Annotated in this window: 13 protein-coding genes; 8 read left to right on the forward strand and 5 right to left on the reverse strand. The window is 40.3% G+C overall.

Going from position 1 to position 14,033, the window contains the following annotated elements:
* Nucleotides 1-11: 11 nt before the first annotated feature.
* The 3 genes from K6V21_RS23355 to K6V21_RS23365 form a co-directional block, all read right to left on the reverse strand.
* Complete coding sequence (locus K6V21_RS23355; RefSeq protein WP_224320040.1) at nt 12-1,844, reverse strand: Coenzyme F420 hydrogenase/dehydrogenase, beta subunit C-terminal domain; 1,833 nt, start codon at nt 1,842-1,844, stop codon at nt 12-14.
* Nucleotides 1,845-2,202: 358 nt separating this feature from the next.
* A complete protein-coding gene (locus K6V21_RS23360; RefSeq protein ID WP_224320041.1) occupies nt 2,203-2,679 on the reverse strand; it encodes a UpxZ family transcription anti-terminator antagonist in 477 nt (158 codons plus the stop codon).
* Between the two features lie 43 nt (nt 2,680-2,722).
* Nucleotides 2,723-3,262: a UpxY family transcription antiterminator gene (locus K6V21_RS23365; protein ID WP_025831502.1), complete on the reverse strand. Its 540-nt coding sequence runs from the start codon at nt 3,260-3,262 to the stop codon at nt 2,723-2,725.
* 691 nt (nt 3,263-3,953) lie between these two features.
* Here K6V21_RS23365 and K6V21_RS23370 point away from each other — a divergent pair.
* The 5 genes from K6V21_RS23370 (at nt 3,954) to K6V21_RS23390 (ending at nt 9,349) form a co-directional block, all read left to right on the forward strand.
* A complete protein-coding gene (locus K6V21_RS23370) occupies nt 3,954-4,838 on the forward strand; it encodes an Abi family protein (RefSeq protein WP_224320042.1) in 885 nt (294 codons plus the stop codon).
* Nucleotides 4,839-5,152: 314 nt separating this feature from the next.
* Entirely contained in the window at nt 5,153-6,643 is a 1,491-nt protein-coding gene (locus K6V21_RS23375) for an amino acid adenylation domain-containing protein (protein ID WP_224320043.1), read from the forward strand.
* A 12-nt stretch (nt 6,644-6,655) separates the two neighbouring features.
* Nucleotides 6,656-6,898 (forward strand): acyl carrier protein, encoded by a 243-nt coding sequence (locus K6V21_RS23380; RefSeq protein WP_217714344.1) that lies wholly within the window; start codon nt 6,656-6,658, stop codon nt 6,896-6,898.
* Between the two features lie 3 nt (nt 6,899-6,901).
* The gene (locus K6V21_RS23385) at nt 6,902-8,290 is read left to right on the forward strand and encodes an MBOAT family O-acyltransferase (RefSeq protein ID WP_224320044.1); all 1,389 of its coding nucleotides are present in this window, start codon (nt 6,902-6,904) and stop codon (nt 8,288-8,290) included.
* 21 nt (nt 8,291-8,311) lie between these two features.
* Nucleotides 8,312-9,349, forward strand: a complete 1,038-nt coding sequence (locus tag K6V21_RS23390; RefSeq protein WP_224320045.1) for a histidine kinase — start codon at nt 8,312-8,314, stop codon at nt 9,347-9,349.
* 40 nt (nt 9,350-9,389) lie between these two features.
* On the opposite strand, the gene K6V21_RS23395 is transcribed toward K6V21_RS23390, so the two are convergent.
* Complete coding sequence (locus K6V21_RS23395) at nt 9,390-10,211, reverse strand: glycoside hydrolase family 25 protein (protein WP_007217682.1); 822 nt, start codon at nt 10,209-10,211, stop codon at nt 9,390-9,392.
* Nucleotides 10,212-10,323: 112 nt separating this feature from the next.
* The gene (locus tag K6V21_RS23400; protein ID WP_044264258.1) at nt 10,324-11,970 is read right to left on the reverse strand and encodes a diphosphate--fructose-6-phosphate 1-phosphotransferase; all 1,647 of its coding nucleotides are present in this window, start codon (nt 11,968-11,970) and stop codon (nt 10,324-10,326) included.
* Nucleotides 11,971-12,152: 182 nt separating this feature from the next.
* Between K6V21_RS23400 and K6V21_RS23405 the strand changes: the two genes are divergently transcribed.
* The 3 genes from K6V21_RS23405 (at nt 12,153) to K6V21_RS23415 (ending at nt 14,026) form a co-directional block, all read left to right on the forward strand.
* Nucleotides 12,153-12,422, forward strand: a complete 270-nt coding sequence (locus K6V21_RS23405) for a hypothetical protein (RefSeq protein ID WP_007214429.1) — start codon at nt 12,153-12,155, stop codon at nt 12,420-12,422.
* Nucleotides 12,423-12,431: 9 nt separating this feature from the next.
* Nucleotides 12,432-12,986 carry a 1-acyl-sn-glycerol-3-phosphate acyltransferase gene (locus K6V21_RS23410; RefSeq protein WP_195653575.1) on the forward strand — a complete coding sequence of 185 codons (555 nt, stop codon included), beginning with the start codon at nt 12,432-12,434 and terminating at the stop codon, nt 12,984-12,986.
* Nucleotides 12,987-13,213: 227 nt separating this feature from the next.
* On the forward strand, nt 13,214-14,026 hold the full coding sequence (locus K6V21_RS23415) for an amidohydrolase (RefSeq protein WP_224320046.1): 813 nt from the start codon (nt 13,214-13,216) through the stop codon (nt 14,024-14,026).
* Nucleotides 14,027-14,033 lie beyond the last annotated feature (7 nt).

The raw sequence follows: 14,033 nt of genomic DNA on the forward strand, positions 1-14,033 counted from the left end.
ATAGCGTGACTTTAGTATTTCCAATGTACATCAGTTTGCACCACACGGGCGGGATTTCCCGCAACAAGAGAATAAGGAGGGACATTGGTCGTGACTACTGTATGGGCACTAATTATGGCTCCATCTCCTATCTTAACCCCCTGCATGATGGTACAACCTTCACATAACCATACATGCTTGCCAATAATGACCGGCTTCGATGTTTTATAGCCTTGAAGAGACACATGATGTCCACCATTATTGTCTCTAATAGTCACATTCCGCCCAATACGGCAATCTTCACCGATTTCAATGTGATCTCCGCAAATCAAAGTTAAGCCCATATTGGGTCCCCCTCCCTTGAAGTTTCCAAAATCATTGTGTATAATAAGCGAGGCGCCTTTGAATACTTCAATATCGCAACCATAGCCTGCACTAAAATTGCTGTCTACCTGAAGTGTAGCACCTTCTTCTACAAGCAAGCGGCTTTCAAGCTTTGAACCATGTACTCTTCGGCTTCCCATATGAAAACGAGCGTTCAATATAATGTTCGCTTTAGGATGGATATCCCAAACGGTATAACGTGAAAGGGCAATATACCCCCCTCTTTGTATATTAGAATGAATAGATGAAGGTGGCAGAAAATTCAATTTAACTAATTTCAAAAAATGATATGGACTTCCAAAAGACAACTGTATCAATCTTCGGATACAACAAACAATATTCTTTAGTTTAATTCTTACCGAAGAGTTATTAGGTACCGGAAAATATTTTGCTTCCAGATCTTCAAAATTCATATATTGCGCATCTTTGAAAAATTGTTCCCTGTCAACTTTGCTTGGAGACAAAGATTTCATAATGCTGGGATTACCAAGAACGGCCTCCTCGAATGGAAATTCAATACACTTGATTTTTTGCCGAATATCTTCAAATAATGCTGCACCCTTTTCTGAATTGACTAGAACTAACGAAGTACCTACATTATCATCCATTGATGGATCAAACTTTTCGATACCCCAACAATCAGCAAGAGTGATATCAGCGATACGAGGCATACCCTTAAACTTGCAGCTGTAGCAAGATGGACGACAAAATGCATTAGTTTGCAGATAGCCGCGTGTCATTCCGTTGAGGGGAGATGGAATGAAGAGACTTTTACCATTAGCAAAGATATATTTGGCAGCCATTAGATGCCACCCAAGCTCTTTATTTTTGGCTTTTTGCCAAATAACCTTTGAACCTTCTTTACGTTCAAGACTTTCGCGGAACTTAGTTCCAATCATTGGAGAATTAATACCTCTACACACAAAATCCGCAATAATAAGATTCTCATACGGCTTGCGTAAAAAGGTCCTAAGAGCCGCCATTTGGCAAGGACAGCCGCAGACAAGGACTTTTTCACCAGATTTCAAGATTTCTTTCACCTGCTTAAAAAATCCGACACAACTACTTTGAGTATATTTTGAACTACGCAAAGCAAGCAAGTCTTTTTTATCATTGGAGATGAATTGCTTCACATTGAAATTTTCATCATATATTGCTCCACCCACATAACCTCTGTCACGATACATTTTTTCCGCAAGAGCTGAGAAAAGTCCACCGGAAGTAGAATCAAAACGCACTTCAAGATTCTTGTGTATAGCTGCATAACACTTTGGCACTTCAAAATCATTCTTTTTCAGTTTATCAATATTGATAATTGGACAAACCTTCTCACACAATCCACAATTGTTACACTTACTCTTGTCTACCTCCGGATACCAAAAACCTTCAATATCCGTTTTGAAAGTAATTGCATCATGAGCACACACGTCGCCACAGGCATTGCAACCGCAACACATTGCTTTATCCGAAATATCAATCATATGAATGGAAATACTTAATGAAAATATAAAATTCTGACCAACTCACTCTTCTGGTAAGCCAGCATATATATTCACACTGCAATAAAATGATGCAGCGCCAATAATAAAAAGGGAATAATTACAATTGATTTATCAATCTATCAAGCGTGACCAACAATTGACTTATTGGTTCTAACAGGGGAAGTATATCTTCACTTGCAAAATCAAAGAAATCATTATAGTCACCCGTTACGCGATTTTGTAATAAACGGGAATGCAGATGGCCTTCTTCTTTCGTCAAAAGACCTTTAGATATGAAATTCAAGCCAAACTGACCTAACCACACCGTTATGACTATGAATACTTATACCAAATTGAATCACGCCTCAGCCTCTTCCCACGGATAAGGATTTTCTTCGATATTTTTCAACTCTTCAATAATCTCTACTTGCTCTTCCGTCAGTCGAAAAGTGCCCCAACTTTCGATAATGGCATGAGCTTCCTTATTTAATTCCTCTTCATAAATTTCACCATAGCAATAAGTCAGTAGGCGAACTTTCAATAACGAAGCAGGAATCAGTGGAAGAACGTTAATACTACGCTCCAGAACTTTCTGAATATATTCCTGTTTATGCCCATTATCATACATTGTGGCATTGAAGGCCACCAAAAGCCCTAAACACAACTCAGCTTCAGCTTCAGGAGTTGAACCATGTTTTCCATACGAGTTTAGAGCTGATTCATAAACATCACGATTCAGACGGGTGAAACTATCAACATAAATCGGACTGCCATCCTGACCTAGAGTGAGAAGACTGTGAGCCAGGGAAAATAAGGATGAAACTTGATCACTCATATATTTAATTATGATTTAGAATTTATGATTTATGACACTGAAATCAGTCAGTTATCGGTTCTACAAGCGAAGAGTGAATAAAAGTCGTTGCAACAGCCATGACACCTTCAATATTGACAACCACACGACGGTCGCGACGGATACGGACAAATTCCCCCACTGCACCCTCGAAAACTCCCCCTTTTACGCGCACTTTCTGACCTCTTACCAGTTGCAATTCAGCAGGCTCTACATAAATAACCGATTCCTCGTAGGTACCAGCAACAAGAATGAAACTACGCATCTGATCTTCCGGAACGATAACAGGAAGATGATTTTCGCGATTCATAATGTAACGTATAGGGATATTCATACCGGCTCTATCCTTCAATGTATCGATACGCTTACGAGTAGAGCGAATGAAAACAAGGTTATGCACGGCAGGAACAAACTTACAAATGCGACGGCCATCTTTCACGACATAATCGCGACGCATCGGAATAAAATTCTCTATCTTCTCTTCATCCAGAAAAGCTTTCAGAGCCAGTTCACGGCCGTATGTGACACGTACTGCAAACCAGTGGAGGCGAGGGGTGATGTTCACGTCAGAATATTCTTTGGGGACACCGGTGTAGTGAAATACTTACCGATCATTTTATGTAATGCAGTTGTTTTCAACAACTTATTTAGCATTCATCTTATTCCAAAGCGTTCCGTCATCTCGATCAAAAAGCAGTGAAACAGTTATGTAAAAAGGCTATTAACGAAGAGGTAAAAGAAGACGAAGTGTCTTTTAATCGTTCGTTTAATGTGCGCAATCTTAAGCGCAAAAAATAAATACCAAGAATTATAAAAATGAGAAGATATTAAATCTATTTTCCTTTAGTATAAAAGATTGATTATCAGCAATATGATATCTAAAATATTTTTTATTAGAAATATTTTTATTAAACACCTTGTACATTCGAAAAATACCCATTATCTTTGCGCACATTAAACGAACGTTTTTGGGACACCCTTACATTCTTACCATACATCACTGTATATCAACATATTATATATATTTATCATTTCTCAAAATTTCTTTTCAACTTTCTTTCCATAGTAAAATAATCTCCAGCCATTTATCTATCAATCAGCACTATAGTCTTTACAATAAAACGAATTCTCAAATAATCCATTCATTGCTGTAGTATATTTGATAAAAGCCGTACCTTTGCGTCAAGAGTGCATGATTGTCATTTGTTTACTTTAGAGATAGATGTCAACCATCAATTATGAATACTAAATAAAAAATGGCAGAAGTAGCAACAACAATAGATGAACAGATCAAACTCTTGAAAGACAGAGGTATGAATATAGAAGACGAAGTAAAAGCAAGAGAAAATTTAATGGACATCGGTTACTTTCGACTTGGCTTTTATTGGTTCCCATTTGAAAAGACATATCCAAGAAAAAACAAAAGAGATCACAACTTTAAAGAAGACACAAAGTTTGACTATGCAATCAGATTGTACTACTTTGACTTTGATTTGAGAAATCTTATATTAAGATATATAAGTCGCATAGAGGTGAATTTCAGAACGACTCTAATATATACAGCCTCCAACAAATATAAAGAAGATCCGTATTGGTACATCAATCATAAATATGTTAAATCTACATTTATAGATGACAATCTTTTTATAAATGCTATTGCTGATGTCAGCAAGGAAGCCGTTATTAAGCAAGATTTGAAAGAACACAAACGAAAATACGCCCCAGCATGGAAACTTATCGAGAACTTAACTTTTGGCGTGGTTATATCATTGTATGACAATCTGGTCGATGGAGGTTTAAAACATGAAATTTCTAAGGTATATGGAGTAGAATCTCCGAATCAATTTTCTAATTATATCAACACTATCAGGCGCTTAAGAAATAGTTGTGCACATGGCAAAGTCCTATTTGATATGAATTTGCCGGAAGCAATAAGTAGTGGACCTGCTGGAGATCTTTCGACCAGAAAAACCATGTTGTTTGGTGCTTATCAAGTATTTAAATATATTCTTAATAGGGTATCCTCTAATCGTGTCAATGATATGGTTATAGAACTAAAATCATCTTTCTATAAAACTGACTATCAAGCCGTTAAGGATGTCATATACAACAACTCCGGGTTCAGAGAGAATAATATTTAAAATCTAAAAATGGATTCAAGATATTGCAGTTTCAAGATTTTATTGTATCTTTGCAATAAGTAAAGTGCACTTGATTACTATATGTTTTCATACTGCACTATAAAAGGAACTGATGAAGGCCTGTCTATATGACAGGCCTTTTTTAAAATTTCATATTTCATAAACACAAACTTATTTTAAAGCATCCCTCAGCATACATTTTTATTTTAACACACATTAAGTCCTTCTCAATAGGGAGAATATCAATTCCTACTGTCTTTACTACACAGAAAACGAATTAGACATTTACTATAAACTATAAAACCACGAACAGGATGGAAAAGAATCAAAAAGATATGATCGATGAGATCATAAAGGCTTTTGAGAAGTACACAGAGCATCAGGCATTTGTTATTAACAACATCACCTATACCTATCGTCAGCTGTCTGAAATTGTATATAGAATATCCGCTTTGATTAATAGCAGGGAAGATAAAATCATCGGCATTATAGCCGAAGATAAATTGGAGACTTATGCCTCCATACTGGCAGTATTAATCAGCGGGAAAACGTATGTCATTCTACACCCGGCCTATCCCAGACACAGGAATAGAAAGATTGCGGAACTCGCCGATATTCATTTAATTCTATATACAAAGGACATCCGTGTATTGAACCTGGATACCGAACACGTAGATTTTATATGCACTTCGGAGTTACAGGAAGTAGTTCCATCTTCTTCTGACATACATCCGGAAAAGAATGAAAATGCTTATATCATTTTCACCTCCGGCAGTACGGGAGAGCCGAAAGGAGTCCCCATCTCCCGTAACAACCTAAACGCTTTCTATAACGCATACAGCCATCTGGACTGGCAGTTGGACGAGAATGACCGGATGCTGCAAATGTTCGAACTAACCTTTGACGTTTCTATCGTTTCTTTCTTATTTCCCCTGACAATAGGTGCATGCATATATACAGTCTCTCCGGAAGGCGTAAAGTATATCAACGTCATTGAAACCCTGGAAAAATATAACCTCACATTTGCTGCCGTAGCCCCCTCCCTACTCCAGTTATTATTACCCTATTTCTCTGAGATACAACTTCCTGAACTCAAATACCTGATAGTTACCGCCGAAGCATCGGATGTTGAATTACTATCTGCCTTCAGAGCCTGTGCGCCCAATGCCTCTTTTGTGAACCTGTATGGTCCCACAGAAGGAACAATTTATTGCACAGCTTACCGGATACCGACCACCTCATGCAAACATCATAACGGTATGATTGCTATAGGAAAACCATTCGAAGGAGTAGATGCTCTAATTATGGATAATAACGGTAGCCCCGTCGCCACAGGCGAAACCGGAGAACTCTGGATCAGTGGCAGACAAGTGATGAACGGCTATTGGAACGCTCCTGAAAAGACCAAAGAATGCCTCATCGAAGGGAAAGATGGAAAGACTTATTACAAAACCGGTGATCTCTGCCAGATAGATGCTGACGGTGATATCATATATTGCGGTCGCAAAGATTCGCAGATTAAACTTCAGGGATTCCGCATCGAACTAAGCGAAATAGAACACGTGGTGAAGAAGTATTTCAACAATGAATGTAAAGCTGTCGTCATCCCCAAATATGGAGAAAACAATCAGTGCGAATTACATCTGGTAGTTGAAAAAGTCCATCTCGACAAACACCAGATAGAAGAACATATGAACAGCCGGCTGCCTTTCTACATGATTCCCCAGCACATACATTGTATGGAACATTTCCCACTGAACACCAGCAGCAAAACCGATAGAAAAAGAATACTGGAACTAATATAAAACTAAACTAACATGAATACGCAAATGATTTTAAATGAACTGAGCCTGATTTTTCAGGAGATATTGAAGAGAGACAACATTGTTCTTACCAGTGAAACCACCGCCCAGGATGTGGAAGGTTGGAATTCACTGACCAATATGTTACTGATAAGCAAAATAGAGAAAGATTTCAATGTTCACTTCACCTTCAGAGACATTGTCCGATTCAAGAATGTAGGAGATATTTGCAATGCCATTCTCACCAAAACCAAATAAGACATGTCATTCATATCTTTGAATTTTGTCACACTGTTTGTATGTACCTTTCTTTTGTACTACACACTTCCACCTAAATATAGAAAAGCTATACTCTTGTTGTCAAGCTGTGTTTTCATAGGCTATTACCACATAGCTTTCCTGATCATAGCCCTTCTCATTTCACTGGCTACTTTTTTTCTCGGTAAATGGGTGGGACAATCAAAACATGAGAAGGATGCGAAAAGAATCTATATTTCGGGCTTGTGTTTTCTAATTACAGGCTGGTTGGCATTCCGATATGCCAACCTCCTGCCAGGCGTACACTGGCTATTCCCCTTAGGCATCTCCTTTTATACCTTTCAGGCCCTTTCGTACCTGACGGAAATCTATTGGAAAGAAGAAGAGTCGGAAGAGAACCTCGCTGACTTCATGATATACATGCTCTTTTTCATGAAATTCCTGTCAGGACCTATAGAGCGGGCGAGAGATATGCTTCCACAATTGAAATCGGGTAAACCGGTAGCATATCCATCCATTGTCTACGGAATGAAGCTGATTGTAGTGGGGCTGATAAAGAAGTTGATACTTGCCGATTATATTTCTCCTTATATAGATGGTATTTTCAACTCTATACATACGGCATCCGGTATACAATTACTCATGGCATGCCTTTTATATCCGGTAGAATTGTATGGTGACTTTTCCGGTTATACGGATATTGCACTTGGAGGTGCCTGTATGTTGGGATTCAAACTCAACCCTAACTTCAACCGCCCATTCATAGCACAAACCACTGCCGAATTCTGGAGAAGATGGCACATGTCTCTTTCTTTTTGGGTTAGGGATTACTTATATCTGCCCCTATCTTCGGGTATGCGCCGTTGGGGACAGTGGGGCGTATTCCTGAGTCTGAGCCTGACATTTGCAGGATTAGGTGCCTGGCATGGTGCAGGATGGAACTATATTATCTATGGGCTCATCCAGGGGCTTATTATTTTCTATGAAATGAAGACTGCCACAATCCGTAACAAGGTAAAGAATTGGATAGGCAATCCCCTGTTTGCAACCCTGTCCATCCTCCGCACTTATCTGCTTTTCGCAGTTTCCTTGATTTTCTTCCGTTTAGAGTCGGTGAGTGATGCGCTCTATTACATCAGAAACATCTCGTTCAGCACCCATGCCAGCTGGAAAGAAGTAAGCATCGGAATTCCGGATCATAATTGTATTGTGGCCGGTAGTGCTCTTGTACTGATTTTAGTTTACGAATATTTTATGTCGAAACGAGATCTTTTAGAAGCGTTGGAAAAACAACCCATGCTTGTCAGATGGGGCATTTATTATCTGCTGGCCATTATGTTCTTTACCCTGGGACAGTTCAATTCCGACAGTTTTATTTATTTGCAATTTTAATCTAAAAACAAAGATAGCAGAATGAAGAAAAACAGTGAGCGAAGTGCAGCTATGCGCTTCACGATGAAACTATCTATACTCCTGATGCCATTTATAGTCTTGCTAGTGGTGTATTTCCTCAATGATCCTTTTATGGTTTTAAGGCATTATAACCGTTATGATAACTCTCCCGTCATGTTAAATGAAGGCTATATCGGTTGGCAAATGTATATGAACAACCGGGATTCCATTGCATTTGATTCTTTTATCATGGGAAATTCCTGCACCATGGCCTATCAATGTCATGAATGGGAAAAATACCTGGATGGTGGCAGGGCGGTACGCCTGTTCGGAAATGCAGAAAGCATAGCCGCCATCAGTAAGAAGTTGCAGGCTTTGGAAAGAAATGGTGCAGAAATAAAGAATCTGCTCCTCATTCTGGATAAAGAGTCATTGGGTAAAGACCAGCTTTCAAGCAACCATAACCATGTGTTGCCTCCGGCTATCTCAGGAATCAGCAACTTTAGTTTCCAAGAGAAATTCTGTCAGGCCTTCTTCTTCCCTAATTTCCTGTTTCCTTATCTCGATTATAAAATATTTCATCAACATCGTCCCTATATGCAAGGAGTGATAAACCCTTATGGCGCAATCAGAGATGCAGTAACAAATGATGCAATCAATCCCAGAGAGAGGATGATCCGGGATGAAGGAGAAGCATATTGGGAAAACCACAAAAAAGAGTTTGTGAAAGCCAGAGACTGTAATTATAGAAATGGTGAATACCGGGAAGGTGAGCGATTCTTATGGGAAACACAGACCGGATTATTAAAGGAAATAGATCAAATCTGCCGGAAACATAACACCTCGGTTAAAATCATCATCAGTCCCGACTATAACCAGATCAGCATAAATCCGACAGATGTGGAAATATTGAAAGACATTTTTGGCTATGAAAACGTATTCGATTTCAGTGGTATCAATGAATATACGAACGATATTCATAACTACTACGAAAGAGGACATTACAGACCGATACTCGGAGCACTCTTATTACAAAAAGTATATGCAAACCATAACTGATTTGAAATACATATTAAAAGTAACAGCTTATTATGCGAAACTATTTCTGTAGAGTAAGCGCCCGCAATTGTTCCAAAGATCCGTTAAATACATTCAAATCGACCTCTTCCCTGATACCGGGAACATTGCCCACATCAGTATGTTGCCAGAAGTGCCATGGACCTTCATATTTGACGGAGTCTACGTAATAGTGGGCAATCCAGTAGGGGTAAGTATTGAATACCGAATCACTAAGATAGCGGTTCTTGAATTTATAAGATGTATAAAGAATCGGTTTCACACCATAATGTGATTCTATACGGTCGAGCCAGGTTTTGACAGCAATCCTTAAGTCATGGGGCGTACTTTTACCAATAGTTTCGACATCAAGCACAGGTGGCAGATCTCCGGGAATAAGCTGGACCGTACGAATAAAGAAATCGGCTTGTTTTAGCGGATCTGTTTTAGGAGAGAAGAAATGGTAAGCTCCGCGAATAAAACCGTAACGATGCGCCTGATCAAAATTGAACGGGAAAGTATCGTCAGCATGATCACCACCTTCGGTAGCTTTCATAAAGACAAAATGGATAGGAAATTTGGTTGTTTTGTTGGTTGTCAGTTGCACCCAGTCAATACTGCCTTGATAATGGGAGATATCAATGCCATGCACTTCATAGTCGCAAGGCATACATACCCCATATCCTTTCTGGCCATAACAAGGTTTCCAACGATAGGCATACGGACGAATGAAAAACCAATAAAACCCGGCTGAGAATACGGCAATGATACAAACAGCAAGTATTGTACGTAACCATGCAGGCATGATACGCGCTTCGCTTTTCTTTTTACCGCGACGTGCAGCAGATTTTCTTTTAGTTGCCATGTAATATTCAAAACAGAACGCAAATTACACAAATTACGCAAATAGATTATTCAAATTTGTGTAATTCGCATAATTTGCGTTCTTTTTATTAACTCTTCGTCAGCTTACCGATTTATTTAGCTTGCTCTAACTGCAAAGTCTTCGTCGGCTGGTCACAAACTTCCGTAGGTCCGAAGTACTGGATCGGTCCCGGATATACATAATCTGTAGTGATAGCCCACTGGTCGCGCTGAGCAGCAAATGCCTTGAACGGAGCACCATCCAGTTTCACCAGAGCTTTCTGGATTACCGGTTTCATTTCACCGTGACGGCGTTCCATGTTCATCATCATCGTGATGGGCACACCACCTGCAATCCATTGGTCAGCAGGAGCCGTAGTGTTGCGTACAGAAGACATATAGCCTGTCTTGCCGTTAGCAATCAGAGAAGCAGCTGTATAACCCAGTGAATAGCAATAGTCAGCATCGTAGTTAGACGGAGCAGCGCAACGGCCTTCATAACCGAAGAAGTGGTGTTGGGAAGCGAACTTACCTACGAATTTACCTTCTTCTTTCCATGCAGCAAGCTTAGTAGCTACCATTTCCGACAACAGTTTTTCTGTTTCGATCAAAGATACCTGTACGTTTCCGTGCGGGTCGCGGTCCAGCGTCAGCTGACGTGCAACACCCTCAGGCAGACTGGCATAGATAGCCGCATTTTCCGGAGACAGTTTGCGGATGATATAATCACGTTGGTGAGACTTCTTAATCTGAGAGAATTCTTCAGCATTTTCAGCAAGGAAGTCGTTCAACTCAGCGATCAGACGTTTCATAGCCGGAATAAACTCGATCAAACCTTCAGGGATCAAAACCGTACCGAAGTTGTTGCCTTGAGCAGCGCGGTTAGCTACTATCTGAGCAATGTAAGTTACTACATCGTCCAGAGACATATCATTAGCTTCAACTTCTTCTGATACGATACAAACGTTAGGTTGCACCTGCAAAGCACATTCCAATGCAATGTGAGAAGCAGAACGTCCCATCAACTTGATGAAGTGCCAGTATTTACGAGCTGAGTTACAGTCACGTTGAATGTTACCGATAACTTCAGAGTAAACCTTGCAAGCAGTGTCGAAACCGAAAGAAGTTTCAATCATTTCGTTCTTCAAGTCACCGTCGATAGTCTTCGGACAACCAATTACCTGTACGCCGCACTTCTTAGCTGCATAGTACTCAGCCAGTACGCAGGCATTTGTGTTAGAGTCGTCACCACCGATGATAACCAATGCTTTGATATCAAGTTGCTTCAGGATTTCCAGACCTTTTTCAAACTGATCTTCTTTCTCCAATTTAGTACGGCCTGAACCGATGATATCAAAACCACCCGTGTTACGGTATTCGTCAATGATATCTGAAGTCAGTTCCATATAGTTATGGTCAACCAAACCACCGGGGCCAAGAATGAAACCATATAACTTACTGTCTTTATTCAAACTCTTGATACCGTCGAAGATACCGGAAATCACATTGTGACCACCGGGAGCCTGACCACCGGAAAGGATAACGCCCACGTTCATAGCTGGGAAGTTAACCACTTCGTCAGTAGCCTCAAACTTGATCAAAGGCATTCCGTACGTGTTAGGGAACAATTTTTGGATAGCTTCCTGATCGGCTACAGATTGAGTAGCTGCTCCAGCTACCGCCTTAACGGCACCCTTCAGCGCTTTCGGAAGTTTGGGCTGATAAGCAGCCCTTGCAATTTGCAATGCACTTTTTGTCATTTTATCTAATTATTTAAAGGTGTTAGTAAAGTTTCGTTCAAAAGCGTCGCAAATTTCGTGTTTTTTTCTGAATTATGAAAGGAAGCGCACATCAAAAAAAATATGAAATGTTGGTTTATACCGTGGAAAGTACTTATCTTTACCGGAAATATTTCAATTTATTCACTTAAAACGTAAAGATTATGGCAAGTAGAAGAGAACTCAAGAAAAACGTCAATTATATCGCAGGTGAACTGTTCATGGAGTGTTTGGTAAACAGTTTATACGTACCCGGAACCGATAAAACTAAAGCCGACGAGCTGATGGGCAGAATCCTGAGTGTGCAAGATGAATTTATCAGCCGAATCAGCCATACCGAACCTGGAAATGTAAAAGGTTTCTACAAGAAATTCCGCGAAGACTTTAATAAAGAAGTAGACGCAATTATTGACGCTATCGGCAACCTGAAGTAAGCACCGGGAATGAAAAAAGCAATATACAGCTTTATCTACTATCGCATTTTGGGATGGAAGACAAACGTGACGGTGCCGGATTATGATAAATGCGTGATAACTGCAGCACCTCATACATCTAATTGGGATTTATTTATCGGCAAACTATTTTACGGAGCTATCGGACGAAAAACATGCTTCATGATGAAAAAAGAATGGTTCTTCTTTCCGCTGGGATTAATTTTCAAAGCCGTAGGTGGCATACCGGTAGATCGGGGACGCAAAACATCATTGGTAGACCAGATGACGGAAAGATTCGCCAAAAGCAAGAAATTCCAACTCGCCATTACACCGGAAGGAACCCGTAAAGCAAATCCTAATTGGAAAAAAGGATTTTATTTTATTGCATTGAAAGCGCAAGTGCCTATCGTATTGATAGGTATGGATTATACCACTAAAACGATTTCTGCGACAAAGGCGATTATGCCATCGGGAGATATCGAAAAGGATATGCGCGAGGTAAAGCTCTATTATAAGGATTTCAAAGGGAAGAACCCGAAGAACTTTGCTTTAGGAAACATTTAAAGTTCTTAATTCCGTATCTTCCTTGTAGTTTCTCCGTATCAACTCCGTGTCTGCTCCGTAGTATCTCCGTATCCGGTCCGTATCATCTCCGTAGTATCTCCGTACTCTTAGATACGGAGTTGATACGGAGATGATACGGAGCAGACACGGAGCAGACACGAACCGGATACGCTTCTGACTGACAATTGAACGTATAAAACCGATAATCATTTTCTTAACTAAGTATTATGCGTGTAACTCTATTACAGACAGACATCGTTTGGGAAGATAAACAAGAAAATCTCCGCTTGCTCCGGGAAAAGCTGATAAAGCTTCGTGGAGTAGCGGAGATTGTTGTCTTGCCCGAAACCTTCTCTACCGGTTTCAGTATGGATAGCCGAAGACTGGCTGAGCCGGTATCGGGTGAAACCATTACCCTCCTGCGTCAATGGGCGGCAGAATTCCAATTCGCCATTGCAGGCAGTTATATAGCTTGTGATGAAAAAGCAGATGCAAATAAAAATGCTGTTCCCAGTCCTGATAAGTCTTATTATAACCGTGCTTTTTTCCTGACTCCCGAAGGGGAAGCTTATTACTACGATAAACGACATCTCTTTCGTATGGGCCAGGAAACGGAGCATTTTACAGCGGGTAGCCAGCGGTCTGTTATCTCCTACCGGGGGTGGAATATACTGCTGTTAGTCTGCTACGACCTTCGCTTCCCGGTATGGAGCCGGAACGTAAATAATGAATATGACCTTCTGATATACGTTGCCAACTGGCCTGTTCCCCGCCGCCGGGTATGGGACATTCTGTTACAAGCCCGTGCACTCGAAAATATCAGTTATGTTTGCGGTGTCAACCGTATCGGTACGGATGGAAATCAAATGCTATATAATGGCGGCAGCGTCATTTATTCACCAAAGGGCGATTTGCTTGCCAGCGTACCCGACCATGAAGAAGGAACCGCCACTGCAACTCTCGACCTCTCTGTCCTGAGAGAATTCAGACAAAAATTCCCCGCATGGAAAGATGCTGAATGTTTCCAAATTAAGAATTAATAATTAA

Source organism: Bacteroides cellulosilyticus (assembly GCF_020091405.1).
Taxonomy (GTDB): Bacteria; Bacteroidota; Bacteroidia; order Bacteroidales; family Bacteroidaceae; genus Bacteroides.

Excerpts from the sequence above, each read along its gene's own strand:
- K6V21_RS23355 (WP_224320040.1), bottom strand. The coding sequence starts at position 1,844 with ATGATTGATATTTCGGATAAAGCAATGTGTTGCGGTTGCAATGCCTGT.
- K6V21_RS23360 (WP_224320041.1), bottom strand. The coding sequence starts at position 2,679 with ATGAGTGATCAAGTTTCATCCTTATTTTCCCTGGCTCACAGTCTTCTC.
- K6V21_RS23370 (WP_224320042.1), top strand. The coding sequence starts at position 3,954 with ATGGCAGAAGTAGCAACAACAATAGATGAACAGATCAAACTCTTGAAA.
- K6V21_RS23375 (WP_224320043.1), top strand. The coding sequence starts at position 5,153 with ATGGAAAAGAATCAAAAAGATATGATCGATGAGATCATAAAGGCTTTT.
- K6V21_RS23380 (WP_217714344.1), top strand. The coding sequence starts at position 6,656 with ATGAATACGCAAATGATTTTAAATGAACTGAGCCTGATTTTTCAGGAG.
- K6V21_RS23385 (WP_224320044.1), top strand. The coding sequence starts at position 6,902 with ATGTCATTCATATCTTTGAATTTTGTCACACTGTTTGTATGTACCTTT.
- K6V21_RS23390 (WP_224320045.1), top strand. The coding sequence starts at position 8,312 with ATGAAGAAAAACAGTGAGCGAAGTGCAGCTATGCGCTTCACGATGAAA.
- K6V21_RS23395 (WP_007217682.1), bottom strand. The coding sequence starts at position 10,211 with ATGGCAACTAAAAGAAAATCTGCTGCACGTCGCGGTAAAAAGAAAAGC.
- K6V21_RS23400 (WP_044264258.1), bottom strand. The coding sequence starts at position 11,970 with ATGACAAAAAGTGCATTGCAAATTGCAAGGGCTGCTTATCAGCCCAAA.
- K6V21_RS23405 (WP_007214429.1), top strand. The coding sequence starts at position 12,153 with ATGGCAAGTAGAAGAGAACTCAAGAAAAACGTCAATTATATCGCAGGT.
- K6V21_RS23410 (WP_195653575.1), top strand. The coding sequence starts at position 12,432 with ATGAAAAAAGCAATATACAGCTTTATCTACTATCGCATTTTGGGATGG.
- K6V21_RS23415 (WP_224320046.1), top strand. The coding sequence starts at position 13,214 with ATGCGTGTAACTCTATTACAGACAGACATCGTTTGGGAAGATAAACAA.